This is a genomic window from Rubellimicrobium mesophilum DSM 19309 (genome assembly GCF_000600335.2).
GTDB lineage: Bacteria > Pseudomonadota > Alphaproteobacteria > Rhodobacterales > Rhodobacteraceae > Rubellimicrobium > Rubellimicrobium mesophilum.
In genome coordinates, this window is record NZ_KK088584.1 from 16,646 (window position 1) to 34,350 (window position 17,705).

A 17,705-nucleotide genomic window follows, 5' to 3' on the forward strand; every position below is an offset into this window, starting at 1 on the left:
CAGCGGCCATTGGCGTTGACTCTGGGCTTTGCGGGCGTGGGCTGGGGTGATTCACTCTGTGTGGGAGCATGGAGGGAGGCGGCGATGCCGACGGGCCGACCTTTGGAGATCACGCGGACTGAACTGTCACCGGCCGATCGGCGACGCGCAGCAGCGCGGAGCCGGGATGCCGATGCGGCGCGACGCATGCTGACCATCGGGCTGGTGCTGGAGGGCAAGAGCCGCAAGGAGGCCGCGGAGAGCTGCGGCATGGACCGGCAGACGCTGCGAGACTGGGTGATCCGCTACAACGCGGACGGGGTGGCAGGGCTGTCGGACCGCGTGCCGCCCGGGCCGGCTTTTCGCCTCACGCCCGAGCAGTTGGCCGAACTGTCCGAGATCGTCGAGGCAGGGCCCGATCCGGCGGTTGATCAGGTCGTGCGCTGGCGCCGGATGGACCTGCGCCGAGTGATCCGTGAACGCTACGGCGTCGAGTTCCACGAGCGCACGGTGGGCAAGCTCCTTCATCGGATGGGCTTTGCCCGGCTGTCGGTCCGCCCCAAGCACCCGAAGGCCGACCCGGCCGCGCAAGCGGAGTGGGGAAAAAAGCTTCGGCCAGCACGTGCAGGACGCCCTGCCGGAGAACGCCCGCGACAAACCGATCGAGGTCTGGTTTGCCGATGAGGCCAGGGTTGGCCAGCAGGGCACGCTGACCCGGATCTGGGCGCGCAAAGGCACCCGGCCTCGAGCGCCGCGGGACTGCCGTTACAATTGGGCCTACCTCTTTGGCGCCGTCTGCCCCGAGCGCGGCGTGGGTGCCGGCCTGGTCATGCCCTATGCCGACACCCAAGCCATGACCGCACACCTGGCCGAGATCAGCACCGCCGTTGCCCCAGGGGCGCACGCCATCCTGGTCCTCGACGGCGCCGGCTGGCACGCCTCAGGCGCTTTGGTTGTGCCCCCCAACATCACCTTGCTGCCGCTGCCACCGCACAGCCCCGAGCTCAACCCGGTCGAGAACGTCTGGGCCTACCTCCGCCAGGACTGGCTCAGTCTCCAAGTCTGGGACGACTACCCCGCCATTGTCGAGGCCTGCTGCCAAGCCTGGACCCGCTTCCTGGCCCAGCCGGAAGTGGTCCGCTCCGTCACCACCCGAGCTTGGGCCAGGGTCGATGCCTAGGGCCGTTGGTATGAGATCCGCACAGGCTAACCGGCTGAAGCGCCTAGGTCCCCAAACAGTGGAGATCCCAAGAAACACGCACAGGCCACCCAGTGCTGGGATTCCAGAGACGGACATTCGGCCGAGACAACGGAAACACGCGCTGCCGTATTTACCCGACGACGTTCTCGGACCTTGTCTGTCCAGCCCGTTAGCCCTATTTACCATCCATGCGGATGGCCAGAGGATGGCAAAATGGCGAGCGATGTGATCGAGTTCCGACCAAGGGTGCCGGACACCGAGAAGATCACCATCAACCTCGGGTATGTGGACTTGGGCCAGATCGACTTGCTGGTGCGCGAGGGCTTCTACTCGAACCGTACCGACCTGATCCGGACCGCGATCCGTCGGGAGCTTGACCGGCACGGCGAGGCCGTGAAGCAGTCGGTGGCGCGGCACCAACTGGACCTCGGCCTGCGGCACTACACCCGGGCCGACCTGGAGAAGGTCAAGGCCGCCGGCGAGCAGTTGCATATCCAGGTTCTGGGCCTCGCCGTCATTGCAGCCGACGTGCCTCCTGAACTCGCCCGCGAGACGATCGCCTCCATCCATGTGCTGGGCGCCCTGTCGGCCCCGGCGGCTGTGAAGACGGCGCTGGCCGACCGCATCCGCTGATCTCTGGGTTCCCTCTCGGACCAAGCCGACGACCTCTGCTCCCTTCTTCTGGAAGGGCTTGCCCTCGCTGGGCCTCGGGCCAGCACACACAGGAGCTCACCCCATGCACCACCTCTCACAGGCCGACATGATGGAGGCCACCCGCCTCACCCGCGAGGGCCGCCTCGGGGATGCCATGGCACTCCTGCAAGGCAAGCGGCACACCGATCCGCCGTCCGCCTCCGGTCGAGTTGCTGAGGAAACAACCCAGACCTCGGCTCAGAGTGCGCAGACTCTGATCGACTTGGTACCGCCTTCGGCTCCGGACGGCACGTGGACGGCGCCTTTCATGAAGGGCACCGCCTCTGCTGGCGGGCCAAGCGCTCCTTCCGCGATGTCTGCAGGCCTACATGAGCTTATGGACCGCATGGCCGGGCTGGGCGGCAGGGACGGAGCCCGCGCGGGCCTGCACAAGGTGCTGCGGCGCAAGCTCGGCGATGGCGTCGCGCCTGGAGTGCGACAGGTGCGCAGTCCGCTCCCCCAGGGCGCTCGCTTCGAGGAGCACGTGTATTCCAACGAAGCCGGCAGCCGACCCTACAAGCTCTACGTGCCCTCGACCCATCGAGGCCAGGCCCTTCCTCTCGTGGTGATGCTCCACGGCTGCACGCAGTCGCCCGACGACTTCGCCGCCGGCACGCGCATGAACGAACTGGCCGAGGAGCTGGGCTTCTTTGTCGCCTATCCGGGGCAGACCCCCGCCGCGAACCTGCAGAAGTGCTGGAACTGGTTCAACGCGGCCGATCAGCGGCGGGGTCAGGGCGAGCCCTTGCTGATCGCCGGCATCACCCGGGAGGTTATGCACGGCCTTCCCGTGCAGGAGGGGCGGGTCTACATCGCGGGTCTCTCGGCCGGCGGAGCCAAGGCGGCGATCATGGGTGCCACCTATCCCGATCTCTACGCCGCCGTGGGCGTCCACTCCGGTCTGGCCTGCGGAGCCGCGCGGGACATGGCCTCCGCCTTCAGCGCCATGAAGCAGGGCGGCGGCGTGGCCGGGGTGCGCGCCGGCTCGGGTCAACCCATGCCCACCATCATCTTCCACGGCGATCGGGACACCACGGTCCATCCGGTCAACGGCGACGAGGTTGCGGCCCAGGCCCGGGCCGGAGCCGCGCCCCGCACGGAGGTCGATCGCGGCACATCGAAGGGAGGCATGAGGTTCACACGCGCGGTCCATCGGGACGACACGGGTCGGGCCATGCTGGAGCAGTGGGTGCTCCATGGCGCAGGCCACGCTTGGTCGGGGGGCAGCACAGCTGGAACCTACACCGACCCGCGTGGCCCTGACGCCAGCCGCGAGATGGTGCGGTTCTTCCTGGACCAGGACACGGCGGCCAAGCCCAGTGCCTGAACCGCTGCCGGTCATTGACGCACAGAGGAGCCGTCCACAGGCTTTGGTTCCCTTGCCACCTGGCAGGTGCCTTGTCACAGGCACAACCAACATTGTGGTTCGGAACGTCGTCTCCCTGAGAGTGGCCCGAGGGAGGCAGCTGGGTGGTCCGATCAGGGGCCCTGGCCGGGACGGGTGACACGCTCAAACAGTCGGTCCGTCGCGAGGATTGCATCTCCGCCGATGAGCGTCAGCAGGTGCTTGAGCGCGGCGACATAGGCCGCCTCCGCCTGAGCGGGCGGCAGCGTCCCAAAGATGATCTTCTCTAGGTCCTGCAGGATGGACTCGGCGTTCTCGATCTCGTCGGAGCTGGCGGTAAAGGCGTAAGGCAGGCGGTCGGCGTTCATCATTTACGTGTCGTGTCGCAGGGAGGCCGAAGAATGGCCAGAAGCGGCTCAACTTCCGCGCGACAGTCCACACACTGTTTTCGCCCTAACAGCTGGGGAATGGGGGGTCGATGGGGGACAGACCGTCTCGCTCTCAACGACGACCTTACAGGACAGGCGCTTAGCCTCCGACTATGGCGGAGCGTGCGTCCGCCGAACCTGCTCTCCGAACTCTAGGCCCCGCCCATGGTGCCCGTGATGGGAAGCGTGCAGGCGGTGGCGCCCTGCTGGTCGGTGACGTGCAGCCGCCATTCGGGTTCGCCCCAGAACTGGCCGTCGATGCCCTTGAGCATCTCGCCGGCCAAGGTAACCGCCGCCGCGCGGGCCTCCTCCGGGCCCTTCAGGTCGGTGCCGTCAGCGGACTCGGCATAGGGTCCACCCTCGATGTTGAAGAAGTAGCGCGGCATGGGAGCCCCTCCCTGCTCCCGAACCCTCAAGCGAACAGACCGTTCCCACCTTTCAGCTTAGCGCCCAAGCCTGGCACCATTAGGAACTCTGGCGGTCCCGACCGCAAATGGCAGACGGAAAGGCTCGAGGGGCTGCTTATGTGGTGGTGCGGGAGGCCCATCCGGGCGCAAGCGTCCGCAGATGCAGGTACTCGATGTGGAAGCCGGCCAGGTCGGCCAGTGCCGCGCGTTGGTGGATGGTCAGCCGCCCCCGCCCGACCGAGAGGAGCCCTTGCGCCCTGAGGTCCTGGAGAGTGCGGTTGACATGAACGATCGAGAGCCCGGTGGCTTCGGCCAGAACGCTCTGGGTGATCGGGAAGGGGCAGCTGCCGTCGTGGGCGAGGCCAGCGACCTCCATGCGGGCCATGATCTCGCAAAGGAGGTGCGCGATGCGCGGGAGGGCCGGGCGCTGGCCCACGTTGAGAACCCACTCGCGGAAGATGGAGGCATCCACCAGCGTGATGCGCCAGAGGTAGGCCGTGAGCCGCGGGAACTCTTGGCAGAGCGGCCAGAGATCGGCGTGCTCCATGTAGGCCAGCCGACAGTCGGAGAGGGTCCAGATGTCGCTGTCCAGTACCTCCAAGTGCAGGCTCAGAAGGTCTGGCAGGTCGCCGGGGATGTGGAAGGTCATGATCTGGCGCCGGCCCTCCGGGGTGAGCTTGGAGGTGGCCAGGAAGCCCTCCAGGACCATAAAGCTCGTCGAGGGGCGATCTCCGGTGCGGATGACCTGCTCGTCGGCTTCGACCTCGACAACCCGGATGGGGACGCTGGCCAGAGCCGTGCGCTCGGCGGGCGTGAGGGGCAGGGCGCGCTCGAGCTTGAGGAGCAGGGGATGAAGGGGCGGCACCGCAGATCCCGATCGTGAGAAGACAGGTTGCCGGCGCAGATGCGCCTCCGGTCGCTGAACCCGGGTGGGCCCGGGATGTTCCGAACCGAGGCTCACGGTGCGATCGCAGGGCCTTGTGCTGGACTCGTCTGATTTTTGGGCCACTCCGGATTCGGCACACCTGATCCCAACAATGTTCCGCCACCAGACAGCTAGGCCCGGCACCGCTGGCCTGGGGATTGGGCATCTGCCGCGGCCGGGCCGGTACAAGGTTCACATCTTGGCGACTGGGTGGTGCCGTTGGCGATGATCAACGCGCGAGAAGGCTGTTTGTGATACACTGCACGCAGCCCGCCAGTATTGAAGGGCGGGCGTTTTTTCATTGGAAGGGAATTGCCATGAAGACGTTACTCGTCGCCCTCGCCGCTCTGGCGGGGTCCGTCACACTCGCCTCTGCCGAGACCCACTTCACCAGCCTCTCCGACGTGCAGCATCGTGACGGCATCATGGAGCTCGGCACCATCAGGAGTGAGGGTGACGGAATGGTTCAGGTCTACTCGTACCAAGCTGGCGAGAAGGGTCCGATGCTGGGCTGGGAGGCCCTTCATGCCGGGGCCAACCCGGACATCAAGGTGCCTCTGACTAGCAGCACGCCCTTCACCACCGCCTTGGCCGAGATCGTGCTGGACGGCCAAGTCGTGGCCACTCAGCGCATCCGGATCGAGAACTGACGCGACGCCACGCGTGTGGCCCCGCTTGGGGAAGGCGCCGGCACCTGTCGGCGCCTTTTCCATGTCCCACAGAGCCAGTGCCTTGCACTACTCTGCCAGGACGGTGTGGTAGACTGCGGGGGTGTTCACGGGAGGTGCCGTGATGACCAGCCCCACAACCGACTGGCGGGCCGCCTTTGAGACTTGGCTCGCCCTCTTTCTGGCCCGGCTCGGTCGGGTTGAACAGCGCCGCTGGGCGCCGGTGTACCTGCAAGGACTGCTCGGGCCGGGCGAGCGCAAGAGTGTGGAGCCGATAGCCGCGCGCGTGGCGCCCGGGGACGTCCAGCAGCTGCATCACTTCATCTCCACCTCGCCGTGGCGATGTGAGCCGCTCGAAGAGGAGCTGGTGCGGGCGGCCGACCGGCTGGTCGGTGGGCCGGATGCCGTGCTGGTCATCGACGACACCGCGCTGGTGAAGCAGGGGCGACACTCGGTGGGGGTGGCGCGGCAATACTGCGGGCAGCTTGGGCCAAGAAGGCCAACTGCCAAGCTCTGGTCTCATTGACGCTGGCGCGCCGCGAGGTACCAGTGTGCGTAGGTCTGCGCCTGTTCCTGCCGCAGGCCTGGGCCGAAGATGCGGAGCGACGGATCCGCGCCGGGGTGCCGGAGGGCATCCCCGGCCGGCCCAAGTGGCAGATCGCCTTGGAGGAGGTCGAACGGATCCGGTCAGCCGGGGGGCGCTTCGGGACGGTGCTGGCCGATGCCGACTACGGCAGGATGGCCGAGTTCCGGCAGGGCCTCTCGGAGCAGGGTCTCGCCTGGGCGGTGGGCGTCCAGCCCATCCAGACGGTCTACCCGGCCGAGGCCGTGATCCGGCCACCGCCGGTGCGGACCAGCGGCCGGCCCGCCAAGCACCCGGTCTCCTCACTCAGAAGCCAAACCGCCACGGCGGCGATCGCCGCCCTGCCGAACGCGAGTTGGCGGCGGACCCTGTCGTGGCGGCGCGGCACCAAGGGCGATCTCCAAGCCGACTTCGCCGCGCTGCGGGTCCGGGTGGCCGATGGTCCGCTGATCGCGCACAACCATCGCCTGCCGGGGCAGGCCGCCTGGCTCGTATGCGAGCGCCGCAGCTCCGGCGAGCACAAGTACACCCTGAGCAACCTGCCCGAGGACACATCGCTGGCGAGCCTGGCCGGGCTCATCAAGGAACGCTGGGTCTGCGAGCAGATGCACCAGCAGATGAAGGAGGAGCTCGGCCTCGACCACGTCGAGGGCCGCAGCTGGCAGGGCCTGCACCACCATGCGCTCATGACAATGATCGCCTTTGCCTTTCTTCAGCACCTCCGGCTCGGGGGGAAAAACCACCACCAGCCCCGGACCGCCGCCCAGCCCCTTCCTGCCGCAGGTGCGCTGGCAACTCGTCGCCACCCTGGACCGGTTCGCGCGGCTCTGCCCGCACTGCCACAGGCCCGTGCCCTACCACCTCCGGCTATGAAGATGGCAGAGTAGTGCTTCCGTAATGGGCCCTGTCTCGTCAAGTCCCTCCTGAGTGCCGGTCCTGTCGCTGGTGTCATGCTTCCGTCCGTGGTCAGCCTGGCGCTGCCACATCATGCCATCAGATGAGGAGCCGGCAGGCCAATCTAAGACGCGTGGTTTGCTCAAGGCTTCCACTGCACTACTCCCGACCTTGCCAAGCTTCCGTCCCAGCGACGGGACCTCAGCCGAAGCGGTGCCGTTCGTGGCCCGCTTCGATCACCTTGCCCTCCCCTCAGACAACTCCCGGCGCTTTGGTCCAGCGGAAGTCGGTGGCATCGACCCACATGCGGTGGAGGATGACCGCAAGCTTGCGAGCCAGGGCAACCTTGGCCTTCTTGGTACCGCGCCGCTTGGCGATGCCCATGGCCCAAGCCTTCAGGCCTGAGAAGCGCGTGGTCCGTGTCAGCATGATATGGGCCGCCTCGTAGAGCGCGGTCCTGACCATCTCGTCGCCGACCTTGGAGATCCCGCCGTCGAGGTCGGTCTCGCCTGACTGGTACTTCTTCGGCGTGAGGCCGAAGTGCGCCCCCACTGCTTTGGACGAGCGGAAGCGGCCTGGGTCGTCAACGGCCGCACGGTAGGTCAGCGCCACCAGCGCGCCCACACCGGGAACACTCATCAGCCGATGGCAAACCGGATCCTGGCGCGCGATGGCCAGCATCTGGCGGTGGAGCGCGGTGAACTCCCGCCACATCGCGGCTCGGGCCTGAAGCATGGCGCCGATCACGGCTGCCAGCATCGCGTGGCCGGGGATCAGCTCGCGCACACGCGCCTCGAAGCGGCCGCGGCTGACCTCGCCGACCTTGAGGCCAAATCCGCGCAGGAGCCCGCGGATGCTGAGCTCGACGTCCAGCAGCGTCGATTGCAGCAGCTTGCGCCCGGCGAGCAGCGCCCGCACCGCGCGGGCATCGGCCGACTTGGCATGGACCGGGCGGAACCAGCCCAGGCGCAGAAGCTGTGCGATGCCACGGGCGTCCTTGCGGTCGGTCTTGATGGTCATCGCCGAGAGCGCCGCTTTGACGTGACGGGTCTCGAGCAGTGCCACCTCGTGCCCCGCCGCCACTAGGCCGGCGTGCAGCCACTGCGACAAGGGCCCGGCCTCGAGCCCGATCCGCACCACCGGCCAAGTCAGTTGGGCGAAGAAGCGGGCCAGGGCCTCAGGCTCGCTCGGCACCTTCGCTTCGCGGACGATCTTGCCAGCGGCATCCATGATGCAGACGCTGCTGTCTTTCAGGGAGACGTCGATCCCAGCATGATAGTCCATGGCTGTTCCTCGATGAGGCTTGGGGCCGAGACCCTCGTACCCCGGTTGAACACCATCACTCTGAGGGACAGCCGCCCAAGCCGCTACCTGGGCGGCACAGGCCCATTACGGCATCTAGGCCCAGCACCACGGACGGGTATCGTCCGAGCTTCTGGTGGCCTTTAGGGGTCACCTCGATGAGCCCGCCCCGGGCGGCATCGAACTCTGCCCAATCCCGATGGACCTTCGGCCCTCGCGGGGGCCGGCGTAAGTAGCTTACACCTCTAGGCAGTGGGCGTGCTCGGCGCCGGCCTGCACTTGGAGAATCCTGTGAAGCTCGTCCTGTTCGCGCTCGGCAGCGTACTCATTGCGTTGACCGGGCTCGCCCGCCTGCGAAGCGCGCGCTGGTGGATCCGGGTCGCAGACTACCCTCGCATGCAGATTGCTTGCGGCCTCGCCTTGGTGCTGCTTCTTCACGCGACCCTGGTGAACGTCCTTCCCCGTTCCGCCCCAGAGCTCATCATCCCCCGCGCCGCCCCACAGGACGTCAGTGCCGCTCTCTCCGTACAGATCATCGCTGCCGCCCTGGCCCCTCAGGTAGTCGATCCCGGAGCCGCCATGCAGCGTATCGTTGTTAGAGCCGCCGTAGAGGTAGTCGATACCGCCATAGCCCCAGAGGTTGTCCTGGCCGCCGGCGCCTCAGAGCACGTCGTCACCATTGGTCCCATCGAGCCGTCCGCCCAGCGGACTTGCAAACCTGACAGCCATGCCAAACTCCTCCTGTTCACGTGCCGGCGTCGTTTCACGTTGAGTGAGCCAGTCGTTCCAATGCGGCGGCTACGATTGGGAGACTTGAGCCCTTCAGGCCCAGGCGGTCAGACCCCACCCTGCGCCGCACCGATCCAGTCATGAGAGTGATGAGCCAAGCCTACCAGGGCTGTGCCTGCGTGCGGTTCTGCGTGCCATGCGTCCCCCGGTGACAGGACCAGATGCACTTCGAACTTCGGACCATTCGCTTTCTGAGACGTTGGCCCGCATGGACTGAACCTACACGAGCCAGCACGGCCGGTCAAAACCTGCGCTTGCGGATGGCTCACCATCCCCAGAAGGCGCACTCGGGTCGGTGGCCGGCCGGCACTGACCCGAACGCCCGTAGTCACGGATCAGTGCCTAGGCCCGGCAGCAGAGCCGATCTAGAACACCCTGCCTGGTTGGTACCCAGCCGCTCTCTCAAGCAACTCGTCCACTCTTCCGTCCACCTTTTAGGGCGAAAGGACAGGGCGGGTGCCCTGTTCTCCGGAGCCTCACCACGCAGTAGCTTGGAAAGGCACGTGCGCGCTTACGGAGCGTGGAAGGCCACCCAGATGCCGTTGTCGGACGATCCTCTCGGTACAGCCATGGACCGATCTTCTTGGGAGCGCAGCATAATGAAAGCTGGTGCAGGGCTACTTCGTTAAGATGTTGGCAGGAAAGACGGCCAAGCGGCGGCCTTTTTCCGACCCGATCCGGCTATTGCGAGGTCCGACTTGTTACATTGTGAAACAGAGCACAACAGACAAGAGGCTGATGGTTGCACTGCCTCCGAACAGGAGACCGATTGCATGAAAGCCGACTCCTATGGGCTTGGAGCGACATTGCGAAAGCGGTGAAGCTGACCATCAAAGCCCTGTAAAGGCACTCGAGTCCTCCACATCCGGCCCCAGTGTGGTCATCATCTTGAGTGACAAAAGTTACACATGAAGTCGTGACGCCCAAGAGCCTACCAGGCGCGCTTCGGCCGCCTTCTGCGCCCGATGAGCCAAGCCCAATAAGGGGTCGCGACCAGCAAAGGAAGGGAGCGGAAATCGTGACGTACAAGCTGTTCGAGGAAATGCGGCTGCTGCGGGTCGCTAGGGTACCGCATCGTTATGCTAGGCAGGTAAGATGGCTACCGCAGATCGGGGACGTGGTTCCCGACTTCAAAGCGGAGACCACGAACGGCCCTCTCAGCTTCTACGAGTGGGCTGGGGAGAGCTGGACCTATCTCTTCAGTCATCCGGCCGCCTTCACGCCGGTCTGCACCACGGAGATGGTGTCGCTGGCCGCCAATGTCCTGAACTTCGACCAGCGCAACGTGAAGCTCCTCGGTCTTTGCGGCTCCTCGCTCGAGGACCAGCGCCGCTGGCACGGCGACCTCAGCCGGAGCCTAGGAGCTGAGATCTCCTTCCCGATGATCGCAGACACCCAACGTATCCTGTCCCAGCTATTTGGCATGCTGCACTGGGAGGAAAGCTGCGAGTTTGCCATCCGCAAGTCGCTGCTCATCGGTCCCGACAGGAAGATTCGAATGATCTCCGAGACCCCGCTGCTGGTGGGCCGAAACACCGATGAGGTGCTCCGCTCGATCGATGCTGTGCAGACGGTCGATGCCTACAATGTTGGGGTTCCCGCCGACTGGAAGAAGGGCCAGGAGTGCCTTCTGCTTCCCGGTGAGTGCGGCGAGCCCCGGTTCGATCATTGGCACTCCGCGCGCATCGTCCGTTCCTACCTCAAGTTCGTCGCCAACCCCTGGCGGTCCGCTCCCAGACTGGACCGGTCCAGCGGGACAGACACCGCGCCGATCGCTGCGGCAGCTTAAGCGGCCAGGAGGACTTCGGCGCCTCCTAAACGATTGCCCACAGTTTGCTGGTTCACCGCCCCTTGGCAAAGGCAGGCTAGGAGTTCTCCGGCCTGCCCCAGGGTTGTTCGGCTCCGCTGCGGTTGCGGGTATTTCGACGTCCATGATCGCAGGCTGGCCAGAGCCTTTGACCAGCAAGGTTGGTGCGACAGCAGCCGCTGGCGACCGAAACATCGGGCGGAGAGGCGTAGTCAAGGAGCAAGAAAGACCACAAGGATGAGCATCGAACCCTTCCTGGGCGTCGCAAGCTTGCGCCAGCTTCTCGTAGTCCGGCCGCAAGGCTTCTGCGACGAGCTGCTGCTGGACGACATTCGCCAGATCCACACCGCCGCCCGGCAGCTTTTCCATGGGGTACTAGGGCAGCGCGTTCTCGACCCGGCCACACTCGAGAAGATGCTCTGGTCGCTTGAACGTCAGATCGAGGCCGGGCAGGACCTTCAGGCGCAACTGGAAGGCCGCAACGCGAGCGGCGAGACCCAGGCCGAGTTGGCTGACCTCATCGCTTACTTCGAGGCGGTCTGTCGCACACTCGTGGGACGGTCTAGCACCCGGCAATTCGTCTTCAGGCCATAGCATCACTGACCAGAGCGCTTGGCCGTTGCGCTCATGGCGGGCAAGCTCTTCCGATCTCGAGCCAGTTCAAGATGCGCCGTCACGTCTCCAGCTCGCCACTTGTCGAGCCGACAAAGCGCAGGGTGCAGACGATCGCCCCCTGCTCGTCGGTGACGTAGAGCCGGCGATCCGGTGAGCGCCAGAAGTCGACAGCCTGGTCCTTCATCAACTGGCCAGCCAACGTGGCGGCTTCGGTAAGGACCGCGTCCGGGCTGTCGAAGACCTCCTCGATCGGCTGGAGGTCGGGGCTGCTCGGGAAATGGAAGACGTATTTGGGCACTCCGCCCTCCTTGATCCTCGATGTCACACAAGCCGGTCCGGAGGCAGTCGTTGCGGCGTTAGCGATGACCGGGCAATGACCTACATCTCTGCGCGTTCCACGGCATAGGCCTGCAAATCTCTGACCTACCAACTCACGGGTGATGCACAGGCCGCCAGCACTGGGATGAAACACTGTGCTGTGCGACGGTTTGCTCCCTCCGATCCCATCCACCGAGTCGCGAACAAAGGACGCGATCGTTTCCGGCTTGGATCGCTGTGTCGCTGTCCGAGACTCCCCAGTCAACTGGCTGGATCTCGGCCGTTCCCTTGGATTAGCGTACCCACATCTGAGGTATAGAGCCCGGGCTCACTCTCATCGGCATCAAGGGCCATGACATCGGTGGATACCGTCACGCCGGTTGCGATCCCGCCGTCCGACGTGAACGACTGGGTCTCCACATGGGCGCCGCTCCCTGTCGAAAGGCTGAATGCTTTCAGCTGACCGTCTTCCTGGAGCAGCACGAGTTCCACGCGCGACGTGATTGGCTCGGCTTCCTGGGCCAATACCTGCGCTGGAGTGCTAAGTCCGCCTCCCAGGAGTAGGCCAACGAGAAGAGTGCGATCTAGGCGCAGGCTCATGAGGTCGTTCCTTTGTCTCGCAGGTTCGCAGGAGGCGGGCACACCCGTCAGAACCGCATCTGGACGGCCGCCAGCAGCATATGCTCGGACGTCCCAATCCGCCGCCCGGCTGCATCCTTGCCATAGCTGTAGTCGGCCCTCGCCCACTGCACCTTCAGCTCCGTCACTTGGGGGCCAGTGCCTAGGTCGAGAGACAGTCCGGCACGCGCCTGGATGTAGCTCTCCTCGGTGGAGAAGGGCATATGCTCGGCCGTCAGAGTCAGGCGGGGTTAACCCTGTAGGTGAGCCCGAAGGTGGTGCTCGTGGCGCCGGTGTCGGTGTTGACGTCACTGAACCGCTCGCGGGCGGTCAGAGACAGAGGACCGCTCTGATAGCCCCCGACCAGATCGATGCCGCTTGAACCCTCACCCAGACGAGGGACCGAGCCATCGAGGTTGGGGCGGTCCAGTTCAGCGTGGGCTGCCACCCCGAGAGTGAAGTTCCGGTCCTCCGAGAGCTTGAAGCGCCGGCTCAGACGACCCTCAACCTCGCTGTAGTGGTCCTGATCAGGGTTGCTGTAGACGTCCGCGCGTAGATAAGCCGACCAGCCCTGTTCGGTGTTCAGAGCATAATCGGCTCCGACATAGGCGGTGGTCTCATCGGACAGGATGACGCCCGTGTAGTAGCGCAGCACGCTCGTGCCGCTCGTCCGGTTGCCCGAGAACGAAAGGTGCGGGACGTAGCGATAGGTGGAGACCTCCTGGGAGATCACCCGCCGGGTGGCCTCTTGGGTTGTGACGTCCACCCCTGTCTGAACGAACAGATTATCGATGTCGGAGAAGTCGAGTTCGGTGATCTGCTGATCGATCGCGTCAACCACGGTGATGGTGCCGTCGCTCAGGCCATCCCATGCGACATCGAGGCCGCCTTGGGTAAACTGCGATGCAACATCCCTTCGAGGGCCGGTTGGCACATAAGAGACGCGATTTGTTACGCTCACGTCCCGGACCTGCGAGAAGCCGAGCCAGACGCCGTTCGTCCAGGCGACCGGCGTCTCAGAAGCCCGTCGGGCGGGGCTGGCACTATGCGTCACCCGCGACACGCCGGACTGATAGGCAGTGATGCTGTCGCGAGGCAGGCGCAAGTTGTTGGCCGAGAGGAAGAGATTGTTGCTGATGCGCAGGTTGGGATCGCCGTCCCCTGCGGGCAGCTGCCCATCCAAAGCTGGCAGGAGCCATGCGGCCGCCTGCAAGATGAACGCGGTCTGGGTCCACTCGTCCTCGTCGAGCAGCGTGAAACTACGGATGGTCCGGCCGAGTGAGGCCTGCGTGCTGCTGCTGGTGAGGTTCTGCTCGACCCGGGACAGGGTCAGGACCGAGCGCTGCTCGACATCTTCATATCGGCTGATGCGATTGGCACCTGACCTGTCCTGAGACAGCGTGAAGCCGGTGTTTGAGAAGTCCAGGTCCATCCCAACCACGTCGCCGCCGGCAACCCCGCGCTGGAAGCCAGGCGCCTTGAGAGCCTCATGAGTCTCAAGACTGATTTCCTGTCCAAACTGCGAGCTGAGGATGAACCCGCCCGGCACAAGCGTGTTAGGGTCGACACGGTGGGGATCCACCTCAAGGCCAGGGGTATAGGTGCAGAGCGCACCGGGAGCGGCTTCGGGCGCAATGCATCCCCCCGTGACGCTGAGACGCACCCGCGATCCCAGCAGGTCTACAGCCTCCTCTCGCGTGGTGGTGATCGTCCGATGTTGGTCTGCGGATTGGAGCTGGAGATACCAACCGACCTGCCGACGCTGGAACAGGCGACCCTCGATCCCCTCGCTCAGGTCGCTTCTCAGGGCATAGGTCCCGGTGAAGTCGAGGGACGATCTGCGATGTGCCCCATCCAAGACTCCGGCTGACAGAAAGCCCGTGGCTCCATAATCGAGAGTGATGCCGTTCAGCACGAAGCGACCCGTCAAGGGCACGACATTCCGCTGTCCCGGCTGACGCAGTTCGGGTTCCGAACGGCGGTTCTCCTGCTGGAGGTCATATCTGAAGCTCTGGTCTGCTCCAGAAGCGTCCTGAGCCACCGCAGCGCCACCCAGATGGATCAGCAACGCAGCCGCGCTGCACGGGAGGGCAAGGCTCCGGATGTGTCGCTGTCCCAAGTGAGCTAATCCCTATCGGCGCAGTATGAAAATGCTCAAGGCGGAGCAGGGCCCCGCCTCAAGCGTCCTGGATCTGCCTGATCAGGGCAGGATCGGGCCGCAGTAGACGGGCCCATAGGGCTGGCAGCCCGTGTAAATCTCGTTCGACTCGGTCACGTTGACCTCAGACTCGTAGCCAATGGCCCGATCATCGATGCCAACCAGGGACTCGAGATCCGTGTTGGAGTTGTTGGTGGCGCCCGCGTTGGCGGTCGAGCCGGTCACCGGGCCGGACACAACAGCAGTCGAGTTGGCGACGGCGGCATGATCACCCGTGGCGACCGACACGGCGAGAGAGTCGAGGCTGCTGCCCGTGGTCGGCATCATGTCGGCGCCATAGGTCACCTGGCCATCGGTGCCAAAGGTGGCGCCGATCGAGACGGCGATCGCCGGCGAGGACGGCTCCTCATAGGCTTGCGCCGGAGCGGCCAGCGGAAGGACCACCAGGGCCGCTCCGAGGAGCGACGTGGTCAGACGGTTCATCTTGGTCATGTTGCTTATGTCCCTGATTTTGCTGTGGCTTCAGAGGTTTCTCTAGCCCGCGGGGCGCATCTAGCAAACGGATCGGATGATCAGCAACGTGACCGGCCTGGTTGGGCAGCAGCATCAGAGTTACTGCGGCACGTATGTAACATTTATTACATATAGATTCGATAAGGGAATGTTTTTATTCAGTTTTAATTATACCTCGAGGATGCCCGACTGTTTCCTTGGCAGTGTCCAAATTGTTCCCGATTTCGAAAGGACGGTCTGTGCGCCCCAGACCCGCGCTTCCCTCTTCGCCTTGATCTGGATCTTGATCCTCGCTCACACGGGGATTGCCGAACCGGACTTGGGCAACCTCTTATGCTGCTGGGGTCCAGAGTTATGGGGCCTGCTCTGCCCTTAGATCGCCCCCGGGGCAGGCCGCGACAGATCCCGGTCTGCTCGATGAGGATAGACAAGAGACCGACCTTCTGGCCAGAGGCCAAGGCGGACCTCAAGCTTGGCATTCATGTCTTCAAGATAGCTGAGGAGCTCGGTCACCTGGCTCTGAAGGCAAGGATCAGACCCGTCCGCAATCAGCTTCAGGCGCAAGTCTCTTGCTGCACCAACTTGGCGGACCACGGAGGCGTGGAGTTGGCCCAACGTGCTCTCGTCAGTGCGGCCGTTCTCCAGGGCCGGTCCGATAACTCGGCGAGCGGCCCACTCGATCCTGGTTAGGGCTTCATGCATCTTGAGCTCCTCCGAGTTGTTGCCGCAAGTCCCGCTTGCCAGCCTGACTGGTTTCTGCGGACAGCATCCGACAGAGGTCCTCGATCGTGACCTGCGACATCAGGGACGGCTGGAAGGCTCCGTCGATTAGATATCGCTCGAGGGTTTTGGGTCGGAGACCAGCGGTCTCAACCAAGTGCATGCTCCATTCGGGAAATAGCCGGTAGGGAACGGTGTTGGTGCTGACGATCTGAATGTCGTCATGAGAGGGGTCCTGCATGATCCGCGACAGGCACCATCCCACTCGGGCCCGATCACCCTCCAGGAGCTGGACGAAGTTCTGCTCGCTGACGATGAGCACCCCGGTGATGTCGTCCCGGAGGTTGTTGCGGCGCGAGGTCTGCAGGATCGCGTTCAGGGTTTCAGGGGCTCGGTCTATGCGCCGGGATGAGTAGATCAGCCGTGTGGGTCCCACTGCCTCGTGCCTCGTTCTTGATGATCGTTGGCATGGGACGCCATCCCAGGACCGGGCGATAGATTATGTAACAAATATTACTTATAGGCGAGAACAACCGGGGGCAAGAGGCAGCAACCCCCGATTGCAGATGGAGGCGAGCCTGCGACCTTGGGCCTCAGGCTGCTGCGGAGCTGCGAGAGAACATACTAGATCTGGATGGCGCGCCTGACTGGCGTTTTCCCCGTCGCTGTCCGCGCTGGAACTGCAGGAATTGTCCCGGTCCGCCAGATGGGCAGCGACAGGCTGAGGTAATCGGGACGGAAGTGGCCGACGTCGACCAATCGGTCCCAGTCGTGGATGGTCAGCCGACCGTTCTCGAAGGTCAGAAGGTTCTGCCGCCGCAGCTCCTGCAAGGAGCGGTTCATGTGGATCCGGGACAGCCCAATCGCATCGCTCAGATCGACTTGGTTGAGGGGCATCTCGTAACTCCCTTCGCGCGCCAGGCCATAGGCCTCCAGCCTCACCGCCATCTCGCAGAAGAGATGCGCAAGACGGCTGACGGCGGACCGGTGGCCCACGTTGACGATCCACTCCCGATGGATTGAGGCGAACACCAGCGCACTGGCCCAGAAGATGTGTCCAATCCGCGGAAAGTGCAGGCTGAGCCCGTAGAGCTCCCGGCTGTCAAAGGCCGCAAGCCGGCACGCTGACATAGCCTGAATGTCGGTATCCAGAGGCAGGTCGGGATGGGACATCAGGGTCGGCATGTCGCCGGGGATGCTGAAGAACATGATCTGGCGCTTGCCGTCCTCGACCTCCCGCGAGGTACTGACGAAGCCCTCAAGCACGAGGTAGGCCATGGCCGGGAGCTCTCCGGCGTTCAGGATCAGCTCCCCCGACGAAAACAAGAGTAGCTGGTGGGGTACTGCGGATACAGCGGCGAGCTCCTCCGCGGACATCTTTAGCACCGGTCTCATCCGTGCGACCAGAGGATGGGAGGCGGAGGTGCCGGATATGCTCATGAGAGGTCAGAAACTCAGGCGAAGATTTGCAGGGAACTGGTCATGGCTCTTGTCTTAAGGGCAAGGCTTACATCACCTCGCGGATGGCTGGCCAGATGTCTTCAGCCGTCGTCCTTCCACGCTGTCCGGGAACTGCCGGCTGAAGGGCGCAGGTCAGGAGAGTTGGTGACCTCTTTGGGCCCTTATACCAACGGCCCTAGGCATCGACCCTGGCCCAAGCTCGGGTGGTGACGGAGCGGACCACTTCCGGCTGGGCCAGGAAGCGGGTCCAGGCTTGGCAGCAGGCCTCGACAATGGCGGGG

The 17,705-nt window shown here is 64.6% G+C and carries 18 protein-coding genes and 2 pseudogenes; 7 read left to right on the forward strand and 13 right to left on the reverse strand.

Annotated features, from left to right (window positions below; genetic code table 11):
- The first annotated feature begins 84 nt into the window (after positions 1–84).
- The 3 genes from RUMESO_RS24365 to RUMESO_RS14965 all read left to right on the forward strand — a co-directional run bounded on the left by RUMESO_RS24365 (position 85) and on the right by RUMESO_RS14965 (position 3,200).
- Positions 85–1,159, forward strand: a protein-coding gene (locus tag RUMESO_RS24365; RefSeq protein ID WP_156362959.1) for an IS630 family transposase whose coding sequence is annotated in 2 segments (ribosomal slippage) — positions 85–567 and positions 569–1,159 — 1,074 coding nt in all. Because the reading frame shifts where the segments join, the coding sequence is not laid out codon by codon here.
- Positions 1,160–1,393: 234 nt separating this feature from the next.
- On the forward strand, positions 1,394–1,813 hold the full coding sequence (locus tag RUMESO_RS14960; protein WP_037281359.1) for a CopG family transcriptional regulator: 420 nt from the start codon (positions 1,394–1,396) through the stop codon (positions 1,811–1,813).
- A 406-nt stretch (positions 1,814–2,219) separates the two neighbouring features.
- Positions 2,220–3,200 (forward strand): extracellular catalytic domain type 1 short-chain-length polyhydroxyalkanoate depolymerase, encoded by a 981-nt coding sequence (locus RUMESO_RS14965; protein ID WP_211262895.1) that lies wholly within the window; start codon positions 2,220–2,222, stop codon positions 3,198–3,200.
- A gap of 152 nt (positions 3,201–3,352) precedes the next feature.
- On the opposite strand, the gene RUMESO_RS14970 is transcribed toward RUMESO_RS14965, so the two are convergent.
- The 3 genes from RUMESO_RS14970 to RUMESO_RS14980 all read right to left on the reverse strand — a co-directional run bounded on the left by RUMESO_RS14970 (position 3,353) and on the right by RUMESO_RS14980 (position 4,918).
- Complete coding sequence (locus tag RUMESO_RS14970; protein ID WP_037281361.1) at positions 3,353–3,589, reverse strand: hypothetical protein; 237 nt, start codon at positions 3,587–3,589, stop codon at positions 3,353–3,355.
- A 209-nt stretch (positions 3,590–3,798) separates the two neighbouring features.
- The gene (locus RUMESO_RS14975; protein ID WP_037281362.1) at positions 3,799–4,032 is read right to left on the reverse strand and encodes a DUF6894 family protein; all 234 of its coding nucleotides are present in this window, start codon (positions 4,030–4,032) and stop codon (positions 3,799–3,801) included.
- 136 nt (positions 4,033–4,168) lie between these two features.
- A complete protein-coding gene (locus RUMESO_RS14980; protein ID WP_051521364.1) occupies positions 4,169–4,918 on the reverse strand; it encodes a Crp/Fnr family transcriptional regulator in 750 nt (249 codons plus the stop codon).
- 377 nt (positions 4,919–5,295) lie between these two features.
- Here RUMESO_RS14980 and RUMESO_RS14985 point away from each other — a divergent pair, with 377 nt between their 5' ends.
- Together RUMESO_RS14985 and RUMESO_RS27285 are read left to right on the forward strand one after the other, a co-directional pair.
- Complete coding sequence (locus tag RUMESO_RS14985; protein WP_037281363.1) at positions 5,296–5,628, forward strand: hypothetical protein; 333 nt, start codon at positions 5,296–5,298, stop codon at positions 5,626–5,628.
- 142 nt (positions 5,629–5,770) lie between these two features.
- Positions 5,771–7,116: pseudogene (locus RUMESO_RS27285) on the forward strand (IS701 family transposase).
- 259 nt (positions 7,117–7,375) lie between these two features.
- Here the strand turns inward: RUMESO_RS27285 and RUMESO_RS14995 are convergent.
- From RUMESO_RS14995 to RUMESO_RS28580, 3 genes and pseudogenes are all read right to left on the reverse strand, one after another.
- Complete coding sequence (locus RUMESO_RS14995; protein ID WP_037281364.1) at positions 7,376–8,407, reverse strand: IS110 family RNA-guided transposase; 1,032 nt, start codon at positions 8,405–8,407, stop codon at positions 7,376–7,378.
- Between the two features lie 255 nt (positions 8,408–8,662).
- Positions 8,663–9,010 carry a hypothetical protein gene (locus tag RUMESO_RS28575; RefSeq protein WP_425414915.1) on the reverse strand — a complete coding sequence of 116 codons (348 nt, stop codon included), beginning with the start codon at positions 9,008–9,010 and terminating at the stop codon, positions 8,663–8,665.
- Positions 8,993–9,073 (reverse strand): annotated as a pseudogene (locus RUMESO_RS28580) (calcium-binding protein); the annotation flags it as partial. The gene RUMESO_RS28575 and the pseudogene RUMESO_RS28580, both read right to left, overlap by 18 nt.
- Positions 9,074–10,232: 1,159 nt before the next feature.
- Here RUMESO_RS28580 and RUMESO_RS15005 point away from each other — a divergent pair.
- Both RUMESO_RS15005 and RUMESO_RS15010 read left to right on the forward strand, forming a co-directional pair.
- Positions 10,233–11,003, forward strand: a complete 771-nt coding sequence (locus RUMESO_RS15005; RefSeq protein WP_082484100.1) for a redoxin domain-containing protein — start codon at positions 10,233–10,235, stop codon at positions 11,001–11,003.
- A gap of 255 nt (positions 11,004–11,258) precedes the next feature.
- A complete protein-coding gene (locus RUMESO_RS15010) occupies positions 11,259–11,615 on the forward strand; it encodes a hypothetical protein (protein ID WP_037281365.1) in 357 nt (118 codons plus the stop codon).
- Between the two features lie 79 nt (positions 11,616–11,694).
- Here RUMESO_RS15010 and RUMESO_RS15015 read toward each other — a convergent pair whose 3' ends face one another.
- The 7 genes from RUMESO_RS15015 to RUMESO_RS15045 all read right to left on the reverse strand — a co-directional run bounded on the left by RUMESO_RS15015 (position 11,695) and on the right by RUMESO_RS15045 (position 17,403).
- Positions 11,695–11,934, reverse strand: coding sequence for a DUF6894 family protein (locus RUMESO_RS15015; protein WP_037281366.1), 240 nt, complete (start codon positions 11,932–11,934; stop codon positions 11,695–11,697).
- Between the two features lie 281 nt (positions 11,935–12,215).
- Positions 12,216–12,554, reverse strand: coding sequence for a hypothetical protein (locus tag RUMESO_RS15020; RefSeq protein ID WP_037281367.1), 339 nt, complete (start codon positions 12,552–12,554; stop codon positions 12,216–12,218).
- Positions 12,555–12,601: 47 nt separating this feature from the next.
- Positions 12,602–12,796, reverse strand: coding sequence for a hypothetical protein (locus RUMESO_RS15025; protein ID WP_051521366.1), 195 nt, complete (start codon positions 12,794–12,796; stop codon positions 12,602–12,604).
- A 17-nt stretch (positions 12,797–12,813) separates the two neighbouring features.
- On the reverse strand, positions 12,814–14,640 hold the full coding sequence (locus RUMESO_RS15030) for a hypothetical protein (RefSeq protein WP_156362961.1): 1,827 nt from the start codon (positions 14,638–14,640) through the stop codon (positions 12,814–12,816).
- A 132-nt stretch (positions 14,641–14,772) separates the two neighbouring features.
- Entirely contained in the window at positions 14,773–15,222 is a 450-nt protein-coding gene (locus RUMESO_RS15035) for a hypothetical protein (protein ID WP_037281368.1), read from the reverse strand.
- 715 nt (positions 15,223–15,937) lie between these two features.
- Positions 15,938–16,399, reverse strand: a complete 462-nt coding sequence (locus RUMESO_RS15040; RefSeq protein ID WP_051521368.1) for a BLUF domain-containing protein — start codon at positions 16,397–16,399, stop codon at positions 15,938–15,940.
- Positions 16,400–16,587: 188 nt separating this feature from the next.
- A complete protein-coding gene (locus RUMESO_RS15045; RefSeq protein ID WP_082484104.1) occupies positions 16,588–17,403 on the reverse strand; it encodes a helix-turn-helix domain-containing protein in 816 nt (271 codons plus the stop codon).
- Positions 17,404–17,705: the final 302 nt, after the last annotated feature.